The sequence below is a fragment of the Modestobacter sp. VKM Ac-2986 genome, from assembly GCF_026967795.1.
Lineage (GTDB): Bacteria > Actinomycetota > Actinomycetes > Mycobacteriales > Geodermatophilaceae > Modestobacter.
This window is the reverse complement of record NZ_JAPVBH010000001.1, coordinates 170,372-188,682: the sequence shown is the minus strand read 5'-3', so window position 1 is coordinate 188,682 and position 18,311 is coordinate 170,372. Positions and strand designations below refer to the sequence as shown.

The 18,311-nt window shown below is 74.4% G+C and carries 16 protein-coding genes; 8 read left to right on the top strand and 8 right to left on the bottom strand.

The window, feature by feature from the left end; translation table 11 throughout:
- Positions 1-52: 52 nt before the first annotated feature.
- From O2W14_RS00915 to rpmH, 8 genes are all read right to left on the bottom strand, one after another.
- Positions 53-1,060 (bottom strand): ParB/RepB/Spo0J family partition protein, encoded by a 1,008-nt coding sequence (locus tag O2W14_RS00915; protein ID WP_269174205.1) that lies wholly within the window; start codon positions 1,058-1,060, stop codon positions 53-55.
- 88 nt (positions 1,061-1,148) lie between these two features.
- Positions 1,149-2,213 carry a ParA family protein gene (locus O2W14_RS00910; RefSeq protein ID WP_331253567.1) on the bottom strand — a complete coding sequence of 355 codons (1,065 nt, stop codon included), beginning with the start codon at positions 2,211-2,213 and terminating at the stop codon, positions 1,149-1,151.
- A 76-nt stretch (positions 2,214-2,289) separates the two neighbouring features.
- Entirely contained in the window at positions 2,290-2,937 is a 648-nt protein-coding gene (gene rsmG, locus O2W14_RS00905; protein WP_269174204.1) for a 16S rRNA (guanine(527)-N(7))-methyltransferase RsmG, read from the bottom strand.
- Positions 2,938-3,055: 118 nt separating this feature from the next.
- A complete protein-coding gene (locus O2W14_RS00900; protein WP_269174203.1) occupies positions 3,056-3,697 on the bottom strand; it encodes a Jag family protein in 642 nt (213 codons plus the stop codon).
- A gap of 91 nt (positions 3,698-3,788) precedes the next feature.
- Positions 3,789-4,922: a membrane protein insertase YidC gene (yidC, locus tag O2W14_RS00895; RefSeq protein ID WP_269174202.1), complete on the bottom strand. Its 1,134-nt coding sequence runs from the start codon at positions 4,920-4,922 to the stop codon at positions 3,789-3,791.
- A complete protein-coding gene (gene yidD, locus O2W14_RS19970) occupies positions 4,915-5,316 on the bottom strand; it encodes a membrane protein insertion efficiency factor YidD (protein ID WP_269174201.1) in 402 nt (133 codons plus the stop codon). The genes yidC and yidD overlap by 8 nt, the downstream gene beginning before the upstream one ends.
- Positions 5,313-5,702 carry a ribonuclease P protein component gene (gene rnpA, locus O2W14_RS00885; protein ID WP_269174200.1) on the bottom strand — a complete coding sequence of 130 codons (390 nt, stop codon included), beginning with the start codon at positions 5,700-5,702 and terminating at the stop codon, positions 5,313-5,315. The genes yidD and rnpA overlap by 4 nt, the downstream gene beginning before the upstream one ends.
- A 1-nt stretch (position 5,703) precedes the next feature.
- Entirely contained in the window at positions 5,704-5,841 is a 138-nt protein-coding gene (gene rpmH, locus O2W14_RS00880) for a 50S ribosomal protein L34 (protein WP_163610199.1), read from the bottom strand.
- A 740-nt stretch (positions 5,842-6,581) separates the two neighbouring features.
- Between rpmH and dnaA the strand changes: the two genes are divergently transcribed.
- From dnaA to O2W14_RS00840, 8 genes are all read left to right on the top strand, one after another.
- Positions 6,582-8,438 (top strand): chromosomal replication initiator protein DnaA, encoded by a 1,857-nt coding sequence (gene dnaA, locus O2W14_RS00875; protein WP_269174199.1) that lies wholly within the window; start codon positions 6,582-6,584, stop codon positions 8,436-8,438.
- A gap of 945 nt (positions 8,439-9,383) precedes the next feature.
- Positions 9,384-10,535 carry a DNA polymerase III subunit beta gene (gene dnaN / locus O2W14_RS00870; protein WP_269174198.1) on the top strand — a complete coding sequence of 384 codons (1,152 nt, stop codon included), beginning with the start codon at positions 9,384-9,386 and terminating at the stop codon, positions 10,533-10,535.
- 181 nt (positions 10,536-10,716) lie between these two features.
- Complete coding sequence (gene gnd, locus O2W14_RS00865; protein ID WP_269174197.1) at positions 10,717-11,787, top strand: phosphogluconate dehydrogenase (NAD(+)-dependent, decarboxylating); 1,071 nt, start codon at positions 10,717-10,719, stop codon at positions 11,785-11,787.
- A gap of 133 nt (positions 11,788-11,920) precedes the next feature.
- Positions 11,921-13,132, top strand: coding sequence for a DNA replication/repair protein RecF (recF, locus tag O2W14_RS00860; RefSeq protein WP_269174196.1), 1,212 nt, complete (start codon positions 11,921-11,923; stop codon positions 13,130-13,132).
- Entirely contained in the window at positions 13,125-13,625 is a 501-nt protein-coding gene (locus tag O2W14_RS00855) for a DUF721 domain-containing protein (RefSeq protein ID WP_269174195.1), read from the top strand. Before recF ends, O2W14_RS00855 begins: the two co-directional genes overlap by 8 nt.
- A 77-nt stretch (positions 13,626-13,702) precedes the next feature.
- The gene (locus tag O2W14_RS00850) at positions 13,703-14,767 is read left to right on the top strand and encodes a hypothetical protein (RefSeq protein ID WP_269174194.1); all 1,065 of its coding nucleotides are present in this window, start codon (positions 13,703-13,705) and stop codon (positions 14,765-14,767) included.
- On the top strand, positions 14,764-16,587 hold the full coding sequence (locus O2W14_RS00845; RefSeq protein WP_269174193.1) for an ABC transporter ATP-binding protein: 1,824 nt from the start codon (positions 14,764-14,766) through the stop codon (positions 16,585-16,587). Before O2W14_RS00850 ends, O2W14_RS00845 begins: the two co-directional genes overlap by 4 nt.
- A 106-nt stretch (positions 16,588-16,693) precedes the next feature.
- On the top strand, positions 16,694-18,109 hold the full coding sequence (locus O2W14_RS00840) for an APC family permease (RefSeq protein WP_269174192.1): 1,416 nt from the start codon (positions 16,694-16,696) through the stop codon (positions 18,107-18,109).
- Positions 18,110-18,311: the final 202 nt, after the last annotated feature.

Here is an 18,311-nt window from a genome sequence, read left to right as displayed (position 1 = left end):
CGACGACCCACCGACAGTTCCGTCATTGACGGAACTGTCGGTGGGTGAGGAGTCACTCCTGGTCGGAGCGTCCGGTGATCTCAGGGGCCATCATCCCGATGATGCGCTGCAGGTCGTCGACGGAGCCGAACTCCACGACGATGCGTCCCTTGGCCCGGCCGATCTGGATCTTCACCTTCGTCTCGAACATGTCCGACAGCCGGCCGGAGAGGTCCTCGACCCCGGGGGCGCTGATCTTGCGGGTCTGCCGGCGGGCAGCGGTGGGGGAGTCGGCGACCGCCATCGCGACGGCCTCCTCGGTGGCGCGCACCGACATCCCCTCGGCCACGATCCGGGTGGCCAGCGCGTCCTGCGCCTCCGCCTCGGGCAGGCCCAGCAGCGCACGTGCGTGACCGGCGGAGATGACCCCGGCCGCGACCCGTGTCTGGACCTTCACCGGCAGCTTCATCAGCCGGATGGTGTTGGTGACCTGGGACCGGCTGCGGCCGATCCTGCTGGCCAGCTCCTCGTGGGTGGCGCCGAACTCCTCCAGCAGCTGCTGGTAGGCGGCCGCCTCCTCCAGCGGGTTGAGCTGCACCCGGTGGATGTTCTCCAGCAGGGCGTCGCGCAGCATCGCGTCGTCGGTGGTGTCCCGCACGATCGCCGGGACCGTCTCCAGCCCCGCGGCCCGGGCCGCCCGCAACCGGCGCTCGCCCATGATGAGCTCGTACCGGCCGCTCGCGCCCTCCCGGACGACGATCGGCTGCAGCAGGCCGAACTCCCGCACCGAGTGGGTGAGCTCCTCCAGCGCCTCGTCGTCGAACACCTGGCGGGGCTGCTTCGGGTTCGGGACGACGTCGCCGACCGGGAGCTCGCGCAGCTGCGCCCCGGGGACGCCGGCCACCTCCTCCAACACGCGGGCGGGCAGCTCGTGCACCGACGCCGCGCGACCCTCCGCCGCACCGGTGACGGCCGCCTCCGCCGCCTCGGCGGCCCGGGCGGCGGGCGTGGCCGTCGCCGCAGGCGCGCTCGTGGGGATGAGGGCCGCCAGGCCCCGGCCGAGACCGCCGCGCTTCGTCACTGGTCCTCCTCGCTCGTGCCCGTGGTCCGCTGACGCGGCCCGGGGGTGGTGCTGGGGCCCATGGGGCCCGGCGTGGCCGCAGCGCGGCTCACGTGGCGTGCCGTCCACGGGGCGTGGGCGCGGTCACCGGCTCACCGAGCACCATGGCCGCCACCGAGGGCGGACCGGCGACCGGCGGCGGGGGAGGCGGCGTCGTGGGCTGGGCCGTGGCCGCCGGGAGCAGGGCGCCGCGCTCGGCGAACTCACGGGCCGCCTCCACGTAGCTGGTGGAGCCACGGGAGCCCGGGTCGTAGGTCAGCACCGACTGGCCGTAGCCCGGCGCCTCGCTCACCCGGACGTTGCGGGGGATCGCGGACTTGAGCACCAGGTCGCCGAAGTGGTTGCGCACCTCGTCGGCCACCTGGTCGGCGAGCTTGGTGCGCCCGTCGTACATGGTGAGCAGGATGGTGCTCACCGCGATCCCCGGGTTGAGGTGCTGGCGCACCAGGTCGATGTTCGAGAGCAGCTGGCCCAGGCCCTCCAGCGCGTAGTACTCGCACTGGATGGGGATGAGCACCTCGTCGCCGGCCACCAGCGCGTTGAGGGTGAGCAGCCCCAGCGACGGCGGGCAGTCGATGAGCACGTAGTGCGGCCGCTCGGTGGCGGGCAACTCGTGCAGATAGGTCTCGATCGCCCGGCGGAGCCGGTGTTCACGGGCCACGACGGAGACCAGCTCGATCTCCGCGCCGGCCAGGTCGATCGTCGCCGGGACGCAGAAGAGGTTGGGGCTGGCCGTGGTCGGGTGGGTGACCTCGGCGAGGGTGTTGTCGCCGACGAGCGCGTCGTAGATCGAGGGGGTGCCGATCGTGTGCTCGACGCCGAGGGCGGTGCTCGTGTTCCCCTGCGGGTCCAGGTCGATGACCAGGGTGCGCAGCCCGTAGAACGCGAGCGCGACGCCGAGGTTCACCGTGGACGTCGTCTTCCCGACGCCGCCCTTCTGGTTGGCGATCGTGACGACACGGATGCGGCCGGGCGCCGGGAACGGGTCCTGGTCGGCCGCGTGCAGCACCCGGGTGGCCCGCATGGCCTCCATGGCGATCGGGCTGTCGAAGTCCGGACCGACGGCCTGGTCGGCGGCGAGACTGGAGCGCAGCCGCTCACCGGGGTCAGTCATCGGTGCGTCCTCCTCACCACCGTGTTCCACGTGGAACGTCGATGTGTCGATCGTGCTCGTTCCACGTGGAACGAGCTCACCCGGACCTGCGTGCGGTCCGGGCAGGACCACTCCGGGTCATGACGACCACGGTAGTGGCTGCCGAGCCCAGCTCCCCGCCGACCGCGCGCGTGTGGACGTCCCGCATCCCCGCCGCCTCGAGCTCGGGGACCAGACGGGGTACCTCCGCGGCGGCCCGCTCGCCCACCAGGGCGATCAGCTGGGCGCCCGGGACCAGCAGTCCCTTGCACCAGCCCACGAGCCGGGGCAGCGGCGCGACCGCCCGAGCGGTGACGACGTCGACCGGCCCCACGGCCCGGACGACGGAGCGCTCCTCGGCGCGGCCGCGGACGATCCGCCAGGGGGCCTCCAAGGCGGTGACCACGTCGGTGAGGAACTCGACGCGGCGCGCCATCGGCTCGACCAGGGTCAGCGTCAGGTCCGGCCGGGCCAGCCCCAGCGGGATGCCGGGCAACCCGGCGCCACTGCCGACGTCGACCACCCGGGCACCTGCCGGCACGGCCTCGGCCAGCGCCGCGCTGTTGAGCAGGTGCCGGTCCCACAGCCGCGGGACCTCGCGCGGCCCGATGAGCCCGCGGGTGACCCCGTCCCCGGCCAGCATGGCCACGTACCGGACCGCCGCGTCGGTGGCCGCACCGAACACCGCTGACGCCACCGCGGGCATCTCCGGAACGTGATCGGCCGGATCGTCCTGCTGCTCGACCGGAGTGTCCGGGCCGGTCACGCGGTCACCCCGGCGGGCACACCGGGTCGCCGGGGCGCCGGGCCGCTGGCCTGGCCGCTCACCGGTCGGGCAGGACCACGACGCGGCGGTTGGGCTCCTCGCCCTCCGACTCGCTGTGCACCCCGGCCGCGCCGGCGATGACGTCGTGGACGACCTTGCGCTCGAACGGGTTCATCGGCGCCAGGCGCTCGGGCTGCCGGCTCTGCCCCACCCGCTCCGCCGCGGCCGAGGCCAGGGCGGTGAGGTCGGCGCGCCGCTTGGCCCGGAAGCCGCCGATGTCGAGCATCAGCCGGCTGCGGATGCCGGTGGACTGGGCGACCGCGAGCCGGGTCAGCTCCTGCAGGGCCTCCAGCGTGGCGCCCTCCGGCCCGATCAGCGTCTTGAGCTCGCCGCCCACGACCGCGACCGAGGCCCGGTCACCCTCGACGTCCAGGTCGATGTCGCCGTCGACGTCGAGGATGTCCAGCAGGCGCTCGAGGTAGTCGCCGGCCACGTCGCCCTCGCGGACGAGCAGGCCCTCACCGCTGTCGTCGTCCTCGTCCTGGTCGTCCTCGTCGACGTCGACGGGCTCGACCACGGCGTCGACCGAGGCGGCGTCGGCGTCGGGCAGGGCCGGGTCACCGGACCCGCCGACCGGGGTCAGCACCGCGTCCGAGGTCGCCTCGGCGGTCGTGGCGGTGTCGCTGTGGGGTGCACTCATGTCAGGTCCTCCGTGTGGTGCAGGCGGCCGGGCGAACCCGGTGGTCGAGAGCCGGGCACGCGACGGGTGGTGGCCCGGGTGCCCAGGCCGGTCAGCGGCGCTTGCTGCGCTTCCCGCGGTTGGCCGGGCCGGCGGCCGAACGGCTGCCCGAGGACCCGGACCGCGGCCGGTTGGCACTGCCGGACGGACGCCCGTTGGCCGAGCCCGCCGCGGTCGCGCCGGTCGCGGACGAGCCGGTGCCGACGGCGTCCGCTGCCGGGGGGACGACATCGCCCTCGACCGGGGAGGGGTCGACGACGGAGCCGTTCGCGTCCACCGTCGAGGCGGGGGCCACGGTGGCCGGCTTGCCGGCCTTGGGGCGGACGGGCTTGGCGCCGGGCTTGGGGGCCAGCGTCTTCGGGTCGATGGCCGGCTTCTCGGCGGCGGCCTTGGCGAGCGCGTCCGGGGAGCCCGGCATCGGCAGCGCCTTGAGGATGTAGAACTGCTGGCCCAGCGTCCACAGGTTGTTGGTGAACCAGTAGAGCAGCACGCCGATGGGGAAGAAGAAGCCGGAGACGAAGAGGCTGATCGGCATGCCGTAGAGCAGCAGCTTCTGCACCATGGCCGCCTGGCCCTCGACCGGGCCGGAGCGCTTCTGGATCTGCTTTTGCGTGAAGAAGGTCGTGAAGCACATGACCACGATCAGCACGAGCGCGACGATGCGGATGTTGCTGTAGCTGCCGCCGGTCAGGCCGAGGATGGCCTGCTCCTTGGCGCCGTCCATGTTGAACGAGGCGGAGATCGGCGCACCGAGCAGCTTGGCGCTCGCGGCCTGGTCGGTGAGCTCGTCGTCCCAGCTGTAGAGCCCGTCCTTGCCCGGGGCGAGCCGGCGCAGCACGTGGAAGAGCGCGATGAAGACCGGGATCTGCGGGAGCAGCGGCAGGCAGCCGGCCAGCGGGTTGACCCCGCGCTCCTTCTGCAGCGCCATCATCGCCTGGCTCAGGCCCTGCCGGTCACTGCCGTACTGCTTGCGCAGCTTGGCCATCTCCGGCTGGATCTCCTGCATCGCGCGCTGGGACTTGACCTGCTTGACGAACAGGCGGAACAGCAGCACGCGGATGGTGATGACCAGGAAGACGATGGACAGCGCCCACGTCCACCCGCTCGCCGGGTCCAGGAAGGTGGAGAACGCGGAGTGCCACGTCTTCATCACCCAGGCGATCGCGGTGTACATCCAGTCAAGCAACGCCAGCCTCCTGCTGCGCGGACCGGCGGGGAGCCGGCGGGGTGGCTCGGCCGGGGCGGCGTGCGCCCCGAGCCGGTGGAGCAGGTGCCGCGGGAGGTGCCGACGACTGCGCCGAGGTGGACGACGAGCGGCCCTCCCCGACGGTTCCATCGGCCTCGGACCGGGCAGGTCGTGCGGGCACCAGGTCGAGACCGCCGGGGTGCCAGGGGGCGCACTTGGCCAGCCGCTTCACGGCCAGCCAGCTGCCCCGCGCCGCGCCGTGCACCTCGAGGGCCTCGGCGGCGTAGGCACTGCAGCTGGGCTCGAAGCGGCAGCGCGGCGGGAACGCCGGGCTGATCGCGCGCTGGTAGAAGCGCACCGCGGCCAGCAGGGCCCGGGCGGGGGAGGCGGTCACGGCCGTGCGGCCCGCGGGCGGCTGCCCAGCAGCCGGTCCAGGCCGGCGTCCAGGTCGCGCGCGAGGACCGCCGAGCCGGCGTCGGCCGCCTCGGGACGGGCACGGACGACGAGGTCGGCGGTGGCCGGGAGCCGGTCGAGCTCTGCCGCCACGAGGTGGCGCAGCTGCCGGGTCACCCGGTGCCGGCAGACGGAGTTGCCCACCGTCTTGCCGACGACGAAACCGGCCCGCGGCCCGGCCGGGACGTCCAGCGGACGCCCGGCCGTGGCGACGGGCCGTTCGGGGAGGTAGTGCAGCACCAGGGTCGGGCGCCCGGCACGACGGCCGGACCGCACGACCGCGGTGAAGTCCGGCCGCCTGCGCAGGCGTGCCTGCGCCGGCAGCACCTCAGGCGGAGAGCTTGTCGCGACCCTTGCCACGGCGGGCGGCGAGGATGGCGCGGCCGGCCCGGGTGCGCATGCGCAGCCGGAAGCCGTGGGTCTTGGCCCGGCGGCGGGTGTTCGGCTGGAAGGTGCGCTTGCTCACGAGGGACTCCTACTGCTGACGACGTCGGTGCGGCGCGGACCCGGACGGGCAGCGCACGCGCGGGGGACGGGCAGGTCGCCGACCCCGGGGGCCCGCGACCGGCACCCGGCACCCCGGGGCTGGTCTGCTGCGCGCGGGCCCCGGGCCGCACCCCGGGTGGAGCGGGTGCGACGGGTCCTGCACACAGACTCCGACCAGCATAGCCGAGGACCGGCAGGTGCCGGGCGGTCGGCCCACCCGCCCGTGCCGCACCGCCGTGCGGGCGCTGGTACACCGCCCTCGCCCTCACCGTCCCCGTCCCCACCGCACCGCCGTCCGGGCCTGGGGACGACGGACGCGGCCACGGTGGGTGCCCGGGCGCCGGGACGTGTGCGCGGCTCGTTGCCGGGCTGTGGATGGGGCTGTTAGCGTCGCCGTCGCCCCGTGTTGGACGAATGGTCGTCGGTCCGTATGCCCACGCCGTCGTCCGACCGGTCACCAGCTCACTCCCCGACCACCCACCCACTGCGCTGACCAGCGGCGACGCAGGACCCGGCCGTCGGCACCACCGACACCGGCACCCGCGTCGCCGACCGTGCACAGACTGTGGACACTCATGTGGACGACGCCCTCCCGGGTGTCCACACCTGGGGAGTGGACGGGGGATCCAGCCGTTCACCGATCGTCGTCCGTCCCCTGTGGACGGACGCACCCGGCGGGACCGGGGCGCAGCACCCGGAGCACGAGGAGGGACACAGTCGATGGCCGACTCCACGGTCGACCTGGCGACGGTCTGGGACCAGATCCGCGAGCGTCTGGCGACCAGCCTGTCCCCGCAGCAGAACGCACTGCTCAACCTCACCCGGCCGCTGGGCCTGGTGGAGGACACCGCCGTGCTCGCCGCGCCCAACGAGTTCACCCAGACCGTGCTGGAGTCCCGGATGCGGATCCAGCTCGCCGAGGCCCTCTCGGCCGAGTTCGGGCGGGCCATCCGGGTCGCGGTGCAGCTGGAGGACGTGCCGGCGACGCAGGCCACCGAGGCGACCGCGCCCGCCCGCGGGCAGGAGGAGCGCCGCTGGGCCCCGGCCGAGCGCGAGCGCCTCGCCCCCCTGGGTCAGGCCCCGGACTGGTCGGCCGACGAGCGGATGGCCCAGGACCAGCTCGCCCAGGACCGCATCGCCCACGACCGAGCCTCCGCCGAGCTCGCCGCCCGGGAGCGGGCCGCCTCCGACCGGGCCGCGGAGGACCGGGCCGACCGTGACCGGGTCGACGACGGGCGCAGCGCCTTCGGGGTGCGCACCGACGCCGTCCGGGCCGAGGCCTGGCTGCCGGAGTCCGGCGACGGCCGCGACTGGTCCCGCGGGTCGGTGGCCGAGGAGACCCCGCGCGAGGCCGCGGGCGAGGCCGCGGGCGAGGACAGCGGAGCCGGTGTCGGCGTCCAGGCCCGCCTCGCCCCCTGGGACCGGGAGTCCGACGACCGCGGGGACCGCCAGGCCGGCAACGACGACCGCCGGCCCGCCGACCGCTCGGCCCGCGGCGGTGGCGCCGTCCCGCTGTTCGCCGACCGCCGTCCGGGTGGGCTGGACCCGGGTCTCAACGCCAAGTACGTGTTCGACAGCTTCGTCATCGGCAACAGCAACCGGTTCGCCCACGCCGCGGCGGTCGCCGTGGCCGAGGCGCCGGCCCGGGCCTACAACCCGCTGTTCATCTACGGCGACTCAGGGCTGGGCAAGACCCACCTGCTGCACGCGATCGGGCACTACGCGGCGCGGATGTTCCCCAACGTGCGGGTGCGCTACGTGAGCACCGAGGAGTTCACCAACGAGTTCATCAACCTGGTGCACTCCGGCCGGGCCGAGGACTTCCGCCGCCGCTACCGGGACATCGACTTCCTGCTGATCGACGACATCCAGTTCCTGGAGCGCGCCGAGCGGACGCAGGAGGAGTTCTTCCACACCTTCAACACGCTGCACAACGCCAGCAAGCAGATCGTGATCACCTCCGACCGGGCGCCGAAGAAGCTGACGACGCTGGAGGACCGGCTCCGCACCCGCTTCGAGTGGGGCCTGATCACCGACGTCCAGGCACCGGACCTGGAGACCCGCATCGCGATCCTGCGCAAGAAGGCGTGGGGGGAGCGGCTGCAGGCACCCGACGCCGTCCTGGAGTTCATCGCCAGCAAGGTGCAGACCAACATCCGCGAGCTCGAGGGCGCGCTGATCCGGGTCACCGCCTTCGCCAGCCTGAACAAGCAGCCGGTCGACCTCGCGCTGGCCGAGCTGGTGCTCAAGGACCTGATCAGCGACGAGCAGGGCCCGCAGATCACCGCGGCGATCATCATGGCCGCCACCGCCGAGTACTTCTCGGTGACCATGGAGGAGCTGCAGGGCGCCAACCGCAGCCGCACCCTGGTCAATGCCCGGCAGATCGCCATGTACCTGTGCCGTGAGCTGACCGAGCTGTCCCTGCCCCGGATCGGGGCCTCGTTCGGCGGCAAGGACCACACCACGGTCATGCACGCGGTCAAGAAGATCACCGGCCTGATGAGCGAGCGCCGCGCGACCTACACCCAGGTCACCGAGCTCACCGCCCGCATCAAGAGCCGCGCCCGCCAGTAGCGCCGAGCGCCGGGTGCCCGTCCCGGCCGGCGGGGGGACGACGTCCGACGTCCCCCCGCCCCCAGCCCGTTGCCCACAGGCGAGGGGCCTCGGCGTCCGCCCACAGGGGACACGGACGCCTCCGCGACGGGGTCGGACGGTCACCGGTTGTCGACAATCGAGCCGCCGGACCGCCGTCCCCAGCTGTCGACACAGGCTGGGGGAACACCGTCCCGGGGTCGCCGCGGCGTCCGTCCACATCGCCGATCCCGCGCTCGACCTGCACGTTCACCGGTCCAGGGGGTGCAGCAGGCGGTCCTCCGACCCCCGGGACGGTCGCCCACCGACGTCCCGTGTCGCCTTGTCCCCAGATCTGTACACAGGTTGGGGAGAGCGGTCGTCGTCGTGGACCGATCAGGCCCGCACCCCGTCCGCGCAGGTCAGGCCGTCACCCGTCGTCCCCGTGATGTCCCCCGGGAGTCCACATGTCGACACCTGCGGCCGGTGGACAACCCGTGCTTCCCCTGGGGATGGGGACGGACCTGCGGGTTTCCGGGGGAGACGGGGTGGAGAGACGCCGACGACGGTGCAGAACTGTCGAGTTGTCCACGTGTCGACACAGGTACGGGGCTCTGGGCCCACAGCGGGCCAACAGGGGGAAACCGCGGTTGACCTGCGAGAAGGGCGTCGTTCCCCAGCATCCACACCCGTGATGACGAAGATGAGCTATATCTGCCGAGGAGTTCTCGAACCACATTCAGGCTGGGGAGTGCCGGGCAGGGCTCCGCCCGCTGCCCGGCACCAGGGCAAGAGCACGCTCCACCAGGGACGAGAGACAGCACCCGGGGAGTCCGGGAGCGGGGGACTGGTCAAGCAGGGGGGCGCTCGGGGGAGGATGACGCCCACACCGCGCCGCAGGACCCAGCGCAGACCAGCACGGCACACCAGCAAGGGGTGGATCACGAGATGAAGTTCCGGGTGGCACGCGAGGTGCTCGCCGAGGCCGTGGCATGGACGGCACGCAGCCTGCCGCCGCGGCCGTCGGTGCCGGTGCTGGCCGGGATCATGCTGGAGGTCCAGGGCAGCCAGCTGTCGGTCTCCGGCTTCGACTACGAGGTCTCCGCCCGCTCGGAGATCGACGTCCAGTCCACCGAGGACGGCCGCACCCTGGTGCCGGGCCGGCTGCTGGCCGAGATCACCCGGGCCCTGCCGCCGCACCCGGTCGACGTCGTCGCCGAGGGCGCACGGATGTCGATCACCTGCGGCAACGCGCGCTTCAGCCTGCCGACGCTGCCGGTGGAGGACTACCCCTCGCTGCCGTCGATGCCCTCGGCCGCCGGCGTGGTCGACAGCGACGCCTTCGCCGAGGCGGTCAGCCAGGTCGCCGTGGCGGCCGGGCGCGACGACACTCTGCCGATGCTCACCGGCGTCCGGCTGGAGATCGAGGGCGACGTGGTCACCCTCGCCGCCACCGACCGCTACCGGCTCGCCGTCCGCGAGTTCGCCTGGCGCCCGGAGACCCCGGGTCTGTCCGCCGCTGTCCTGGTCCCGGCGCGCACGCTGGCCGACGCCGCCAAGACGCTGACCAGCGGACCGGAGGTCGTGCTCTCGCTGTCCTCGGGCGGCTCCGGCGAGGGCATCCTGGGCATGTCGGGCAAGGACCGGCAGACCACCACCCGGCTGCTGGACGCCGAGTTCGTCAAGTACCGCGCGATCATGCCCAACGAGTCGTCCTCCTTCGCCGAGCTGCCGGTCGGGCTGTTCACCGACGCCGCCAAGCGCGTCGCCCTGGTCGCCGAGCGCGGCACCCCGCTGCGCTGCGAGTTCACCCCCGGCCAGGTCACGCTCAAGGCCGGCGGCACCGACGACGAGGGCCAGGCCGAGGAGCGCTGCGACGTCGTGTTCGACGGCGACCCGCTGACCATCGGCTTCAACCCGACGTTCCTGCTCGACGGGCTGGCCGCGGTGCACACCCCGCGCGCCCGGATGGACTTCACCACCGCGCTCAAGCCCGCGGTGCTCTCCGGTGTCAGCGAGCAGACCGGGGACGACGACCGTCCGGCGGAGCGCCCCGGCAGCTACCGCTACCTGATCATGCCGGTGCGCCTGCCCGGCTGAGGCCCCGTCCCGAGGCTCGTCCCGAGCTCGCGAGGGATGAGGAGGACGGGGTCCTTCCGGCCCCCACGCCACGCTCCGCGCGGCGCGGGTCCCTGCAGCGAGGCCGCAGCGGACCCGGCCTCCGGCGCGTCCGGGGACCCCGGCGCGCGTCCGGGGCACCGGGCGAGCACGATGGGCGCCGGTGAGCCCCGGCCCCTGCGGCCGGCGGCACAGGACCCGGCAGCGTGGCGGGGACTCCTGGACACGCAGGACGACGACCGAGGGACCGACCGCGGCACACCGCGGGCCGGCGCAGACATCGAGTACGAGGAGGACCGGCGTGCAGCTGGGCATGATCGGGCTGGGCAAGATGGGCGGCAACATGGCCGAGCGCGTGCGTCGCGCCGGCATCGAGGTCGTCGGGTACGACCGGGCGCCGGGCACGCGCGACGTCGACAGCCTGCAGGGGCTCGTCGACGCGCTGCAGGCACCGCGGGTGGTCTGGGTGATGGTCCCCGCCGGTGACCCGACCCGGGCGACCGTCCGCGAGCTCGGTGAGCTGCTGTCCCCCGGCGACGTGGTCGTCGACGGCGGCAACTCGAAGTACACCGACGACAAGGTCCACGCCGACGAGCTGGCGGAGAAGGGCATCGGCTACGTCGACGCCGGCGTCTCCGGTGGTGTCTGGGGTCTGCAGAACGGCTACGCGCTGATGGTCGGCGGGACCGCCGAGGACGTCGCGAAGGTCCAGCCGGTCTTCGACGCCCTCAAGCCGCCGGCCGAGGCCGCCGAGGGTGCGCCGGTCAACCCGGGCGCGGGCTTCGTGCACGCCGGCCCGGTCGGCGCCGGCCACTTCGCCAAGATGGTCCACAACGGCATCGAGTACGCGATGATGCAGGCCTACGGCGAGGGCTACGAGCTGCTGGAGAAGGTCGACCTGATCCAGGACGTCCCCGGCGTCGTCGCCTCCTGGACCCAGGGCACCGTCATCCGCTCCTGGCTGCTGGACCTGCTGGTCCGTGCGCTGCAGGAGGACCCGGAGCTCGAGCGGATCACCGGCTACGCCGAGGACTCCGGCGAGGGCCGCTGGACCGTCGAGGCCGCGATCGACAACGCCGTCCCGATGCCGGCGATCTCCGCCTCGCTGTTCGCCCGGTTCTCCTCGCGTCAGGACGACTCCCCGACGATGAAGGCCGTCGCCGCGCTGCGCAACCAGTTCGGTGGCCACGCGGTGCGCTCGATCGACACCGGCGCAGCCGAGAAGCCCGCCTGACGAAGGACCCCCTCGCCCCCCAGCACTCGCAGGCTCGTGCTGGGACCCTGCGAGGGGGCCTGACCCCGTCACGCACGTCGAGCGCGGGGACCCGTACGCAGTCCGTTCCAGCACGTCGTCGGAGGTCCGAGCGATGTACCTCCGGCACCTGCAGGTCGGCCAGTTCCGCAGCTGGGAGCTGGCCGACCTCGCGCTGACCCCCGGGCCCACGGTGCTCGTCGGCCGCAACGGGCAGGGCAAGACGAACCTGGTCGAGGCGGTCGGCTACCTGGCCACGCTGGGCAGCCACCGCGTCTCCGCCGACGCCCCCCTGGTGCGGCACGGCGCCACCCAGGCCGTCGTCCGGGCGGCGCTGCGCAAGGACGAGCGCGAGCTGCTCGTCGAGGTGGAGATCAACCCCGGCCGGGCCAACCGGGTGCGGGTCAACCGCGCACCGCTGCAGCGCCCGCGTGAGCTGCTGGGCCTGGTCCGGACCGTGCTGTTCGCCCCCGAGGACCTCGCGCTGGTGCGCGGCGACCCGGCCGAGCGCCGCCGGTTCCTCGACGACCTGCTGGTCAGCCGCACGCCGCGGCTGGCCGGCGTGCGCAGCGACTACGACCGGGTGCTCAAGCAGCGCAACGCCCTGCTGAAGACGGCGAAGCTCGCCCGCGGCAACGCCCTGGCCACCCTGGAGGTCTGGGACGGCCACCTCACCGAGCTCGGCGGGCAGCTGCTGGCCGCCCGGCTGCAGCTGGTCGCCGACCTCGCCCCCTACGTCACCGACGCCTACGCGGGGGTGGCCGGACCGGGCGCCGACCGGGCCGCGCTGGGCTACACCAGCAGCGTCCCGCTGGCCGGCGACGGCACCCCGGCCGACCCCGACCGCGCGCTGCCCCGCGCCGACGAGCTCGCCGCGGCCCTGCGCGACCGGATCGCCGAGCGCCGCAAGGAGGAGGTCGACCGCGGGATCACCCTGGTCGGCCCGCACCGCGACGACCTGGTGCTGCACCTGGGCCCGGCACCGGCCAAGGGCTACGCCAGCCACGGGGAGTCCTGGTCCTTCGCCCTCGCGGTGAAGCTGGCGTGCTTCGCGCTGCTGCGCGCCGAGGGCGACGACCCGATCCTCGTCCTGGACGACGTCTTCGCCGAGCTGGACGCCGGACGGCGGTCCGCGCTGGCCGAGGTCGCCGGCAGCGCCGAGCAGACGCTGATCACCGCCGCCGTCGCCGAGGACGTGCCCGTGGCGCTGCGCGGCACCCGGGTGCAGGTCGCCGACGGCCGGGCGACCGTGCTGCCCGCCGAGGCCGACCCGGGAGCCGGGTCGGTGTCCGACGACGAGGAGACGGGAGAGGTCCACGGTGGCTGAGGAACGACCGGCACGCCCCTCCGACATCGCCCGGGCCGCGCTCGAGGCCGCCCGCGCGGCGTCGGCGTCCCGGCCCCAGCCCACCCGCCGCCGCATCGCCGGGCCCCGCCGCCGGTGGACCGGCCCGGGTCCCGGCGCCGACGACCCGCAGACCCTGGGCTCGCTGGTCGACTCCCTGATCAGCCAGCAGGACTGGACCGCCCGCACCCGGGTCGGCAGCGTCTTCGGCCGGTGGGACGCCTTGGTGGGGGCCGACATCGCCGCACACTGCCGGCCGGAGTCGCTCAGCGAGGGCGAGCTTCTGGTCGTCGCCGAGTCCACCGCGTGGGCCACCCAGTTGCGGCTGCTGGCCCCGAGCATCCTCGGCCGGCTGCGCGCCGGGGTGGGCGGGGACGTCGTGACCCGGCTGCGCGTTGTGGGTCCGACGGCGCCGAGCTGGAAGAAGGGCCCGCGCACCGTCCGCGGCCGGGGGCCGCGCGACACGTACGGCTGAGGTGCCCGCGACGGGGACCCGGCGAGGCAGACGCACAGCGAGACGCAGACGCACAGCGAGACGAGGAGCACCCGGCGATGAGCAGCCCGCGCGACCGTGACGGCGACGGCTTCGAGGACGGCCGACCGGCCGGCTGGCAGGAGCCGGCTCACCTGGGCGGTGACCCCGTCCCCGGCGGGCCGGTCCCCGGTGACCCGACCCCGCGTGACCCCGCCTCGAGCGACCCGGCCGGCCCGGGCACGCCCGGCGGCACCGGGTCCACCGGCAGCACCGCCGCCGACGGCGCGGGCTGGCAGCCGGCCGGGTGGGACCTGCCGGCGGTCGAGCCCGACCGCCCCGGCCTGCCCGCCGCTGCCCCGGCCCCCGCGCCGGCGCCGACCTCCTGGCCGGCCGACGAGCCGGTGACGAAGGACGACCCGGACGCCGGCCGCCCCCGCCGCGGTCTCGGTGGTCTCGGCGGCCTGTTCGGCGGCCGGTCGCGCGCCGGGGACGACGAGCGGAAGGACCCGGCCGAGGACGACCGCCCGGCCGACGAGCTCGAGCAGTACGACCAGGGCCCGGCGCCGGACCCGACCGACCCCTTCGGCACCCTGCAGTGGGCGCAGCAGTGGGGCTGGGTCCCCTCCGACGGCACCAGCCCGCAGGACGCCGAGCTGCTCCCGCTGCTGCAGAGCGCGCCGGTGCGGCCCGGGCGCGAGGACCGGCCCAGCCGCGTGCTGCGCGGCCGTGGCGACGGCCTGGACCTGGTCGCCTTCGACATCGCCTCCCCGGTGGGGCGCTCCTGGGTCAGCACCCACGCGGTCACCGCCGCCCCGGTGCTCGGCGCGGTGCCCACCTTCCGGCTCTCCCCGGCCCGGCTGTGGCGGCACGGCACCGGCGGCATGCTGCAGATCCCCAGCCCGGACCCCGAGTTCGACCGGCGCTGGCTGCTGATGGCCGTCGAGGACGGGCCGCAGGTGCGCCGGCTGGTCGCCGACCCGCTGGTCCGCCAGTCGCTGCTGGGCACCGACGACGGCGACGAGCTGTGGTCGGCCGCCGGCTTCGTGGCCGCCGTCCGCCCGGACCCGAACCGGCCGCAGCTCATCGAGCACCACGCCCGCCTGCTCGCCGCCCTCGCCGGCGCCCTGGCCGCTGCCGGGTGACGACCGGGGAGACCGCACGGCCGACGGCAGCACGGGAGGAGGCGCGAGGGGAGGAGGCGCCAGGGGGGAAGCCGCCGACGGCGGGGCTGCGCGAGCTGCTGCCGCTGCTGCGCCCGCACCGCCGCGCGCTCGCCGCGGCGGCCGCGCTGTCGCTGGTCTCCGCTGCCGCGGCGCTGGCCCAGCCCGCGCTGGTCGCCCGGGTCATCCGGGCGGTCGGCTCCGGGGAGGCCGTGCTGCCCGGGGTCCTGGCGCTGGTCGTCGTCCTGGTGCTGGCCTCGGTGCTCGGCGCCGGCCAGCAGTTCCTGCTCCAGCGGACGGCGGAGGGCGTCGTCCTGAGCACCCGGCGGCTGCTGACCGACCGGCTGCTCCGGCTGCCGGTCGCCGAGTACGACCGGCGGCGCACCGGTGACCTGATGTCCCGGGTCGGCTCGGACACCACCCTGCTGCGGGCCACGGTCACCAGCGGCGTCGTGGAGCTGGCCGGGTCGGTGGTGGTCGGCGTCGGTGCGCTGATCGCGATGGCGGTGGTCGACGTCTGGCTGCTGCTGGTCACCGTGCTCGCGGTGAGCGTCGGGGTGACGGTGGCGGTGCTGGCCTCCCGCCGGGTCCGTGAGCTGTCCCGGCAGGCGCAGGAGCAGGTCGGGGAGATGAGCTCGGCGGTGGAGCGTGCGCTGTCGGCGGTGCGCACCATCCGCGCCAGCGGGGCCACGGAGCGGGAGGTGGCCACCGTCGGCACCAGCGCGGAGCGGGCCTACGGCGCCGGGGTGCAGGTCGCCCGGCTGCAGGCGCTGGTCTCGCCGGCCGCCGGCATCGCCGTGCAGGGCGCGTTCCTCGCCGTCCTCGGGCTGGGCGGGTACCGGGTGGCCACCGGCTCGATCGCCGTGGCCGACCTGGTCGCGTTCATCCTCTACCTGTTCCTGCTGATCAGGCCGCTGGGTGAAGTGATCAGCAGCTACACCCAGCTGCAGACCGGGCTCGGTGCGCTGGCCCGCGTGCAGGAGGTGCTCGCCCTCGACCCCGAGCACGACGACGTGCCCGAGCGCCCGGGCCGCTCGTCGGTGGTGCTCCGCGTGCCGTCGGCCGCCGACCCGGTGCCGCTGCTCGAGCTCGACGGCGTCGGCTTCGGCTACCCCGACGGCACCCCGGTGCTCAGCGACGTCTCCTTCGCCGTCCCCGCCGGGAGCCGGGTCGCCCTCGTCGGCCCGTCGGGTGCGGGCAAGTCGACCGTCCTCGCGCTGGTCGAGGGCTTCTACCCGCTGTCGGCCGGCGCCGTCCGGTGGGCCGGCACCGACACCCGCGAGCTGCCGCGGGCCGCGCTGCGCGCCCGGATGGGCTACGTCGAGCAGGAGGCGCCGGTGCTGGCCGGCACCGTGCGGCAGAACCTGCAGCTGGCCACCCCGGACGCCACCGACGAGCAGCTGTGGACGGCGCTGGCCGACGTCGGGCTCACCGGCGTCGTCGAGCGCTCCCCGCTCGGGCTCGACGTCCCGGTCGGGGACGACGGCGTGCTGCTGTCCGGCGGGGAGCGCCAGCGGCTGGCCATCGCCCGGTCGCTGCTGTCCCGGCCGGCGCTGCTGCTCCTCGACGAGCCCACCGCCAGCCTCGACGCCCGCAACGAGGGCCTGCTGCGGGACACCCTGGCCGCCGCGGCCGCCGACCGTGCCCTGCTGGTGGTCGCCCACCGGCTGTCGACCGTGCTCGACAGCGACCGGATCGTCGTCCTGGACGCCGGCCGGGTGGTCGCCTCGGGCACCCACCACGAGCTGGTCGACACCAGCCCGCTCTACCGCGAGCTCGCCACCGCCCAGCTGCTCGTGTAGCGGGCGCGTTGCGTCTTCGTTCCACGTGGAACGAAGACGCGCTCGGGGGTCGACAGGTGACCGGAGGCACAGGAACATCCCTGGCACGACACAGGGAGGCACCACGATGGCCGAGGCCGTGCGCACCGAGGACGAGTCCGCGAACGGTCAGCCGAGCCTGAAGCGGGTGATGGGGCCGGGCCTGCTGCTGCTGTTCATCGTCGGCGACATCCTCGGCACCGGCATCTACGCCCTCACCGGCCAGGTGGCCGCCCAGGTGGGCGGTGTGGTGTGGCTGCCGTTCCTGGTCGCCTTCCTCGTCGCGCTGGTCACCGCCTTCAGCTACCTGGAGCTGGTCACCAAGTACCCGCAGGCCGCCGGCGCCGCGCTGTACACGCACAAGGCCTTCGGCATCCACTTCGTCACGTTCCTCGTGGCGTTCGCGGTGATGAGCTCGGGCATCACCTCGGCCTCCACCGCCGCCCGGGCGTTCAGCGCCAACGCCGCCGACGTGTTCGGGCTCGGCTTCGACTCCGGCATCGGCATCACCCTCATCGGCCTGGGCTTCATGGGCCTGGTCGCGCTGGTCAACCTGCGCGGCGTGGGGGAGAGCGTCAAGGCCAACGTGGTGCTCACCTGCGTGGAGCTCACCGGCCTGCTCATCGTCATCGGGGTGGGCGCCTGGGCCCTGGGTGCGGGGGAGGGCGACTTCTCCCGGGTGACGGAGTTCGACACCGGTGAGCGGTCCCTGGTCGGCGGGGTGATCGCCGCGACCGGGCTGGCCTTCTTCGCGATGGTGGGCTTCGAGGACTCGGTGAACATGGCCGAGGAGTGCAAGGAGCCGCGGAGCATCTTCCCCAAGGTGCTGCTGGCCGGGCTGCTGGCCACCGGCCTCATCTACGTGCTGGTGTCGATCTCGGCGATCGCGCTGGTGCCGGCCGACCAGCTCAGCCAGGGCGACACGCCGCTGCTGCAGGTCGTCGAGGCCGGGGCGCCCGGCTTCCCGATCGGGCTCTTCGGTGTCATCACGATGTTCGCCGTCGCCAACTCCGCCCTGATCAACATGCTGATGGCCAGCCGGCTGGTCTACGGCATGAGCAACCAGCACGTGCTGCCCCCGCTGCTGGGCCGGGTGAGCGCCACCCGCCGCACCCCGACCACGGCGATCCTGTTCACCACCGCGCTGGCCTTCGGGCTGATCACCTTCGTCGGCGCCGTCCCCGCACTCGGCGGGACGACGGCGCTGCTGCTGCTCGTCGTCTTCACCGTCGTCAACGTCGCCGTGCTGGTGCTGCGCAAGGACCCCGTCGAGGGCGACCACTTCCGCACGCCCACCGTGCTGCCGGTCGTCGGGGCGCTGGCCTGCGCATTCCTGGCCACGCCGTGGGCCGGTCGGCCCACCGAGCAGTACCGGATCGCCGGCGTCCTGCTCGGCATCGGCGTCCTGCTGTGGGTGGTCACCGTGCTGGTCAACCGGCGCACCGGGCCCGCCGTCCCGCCGCTGGACCCCGAACGGTTCACCTCCGGCGGCCCCGTCAACTGAAGGAGCCCCTCGCCCCCCACGACTCGCACGCTCGTCGCGGGACCCTGCGAGGGGGCCGACGGTGCCCGTGCGGGAGCCGCCGGTGCCGACCGAGGACGGCGTGTCCGGGTGGGGGGCAAGACCGGTGGTGGCGGATGGGTCGTGAGGGGCTCTCGCGTGACGTGAGGGCGTGGACGGCCGGTCCTGGCGTCCGCGACCCGGT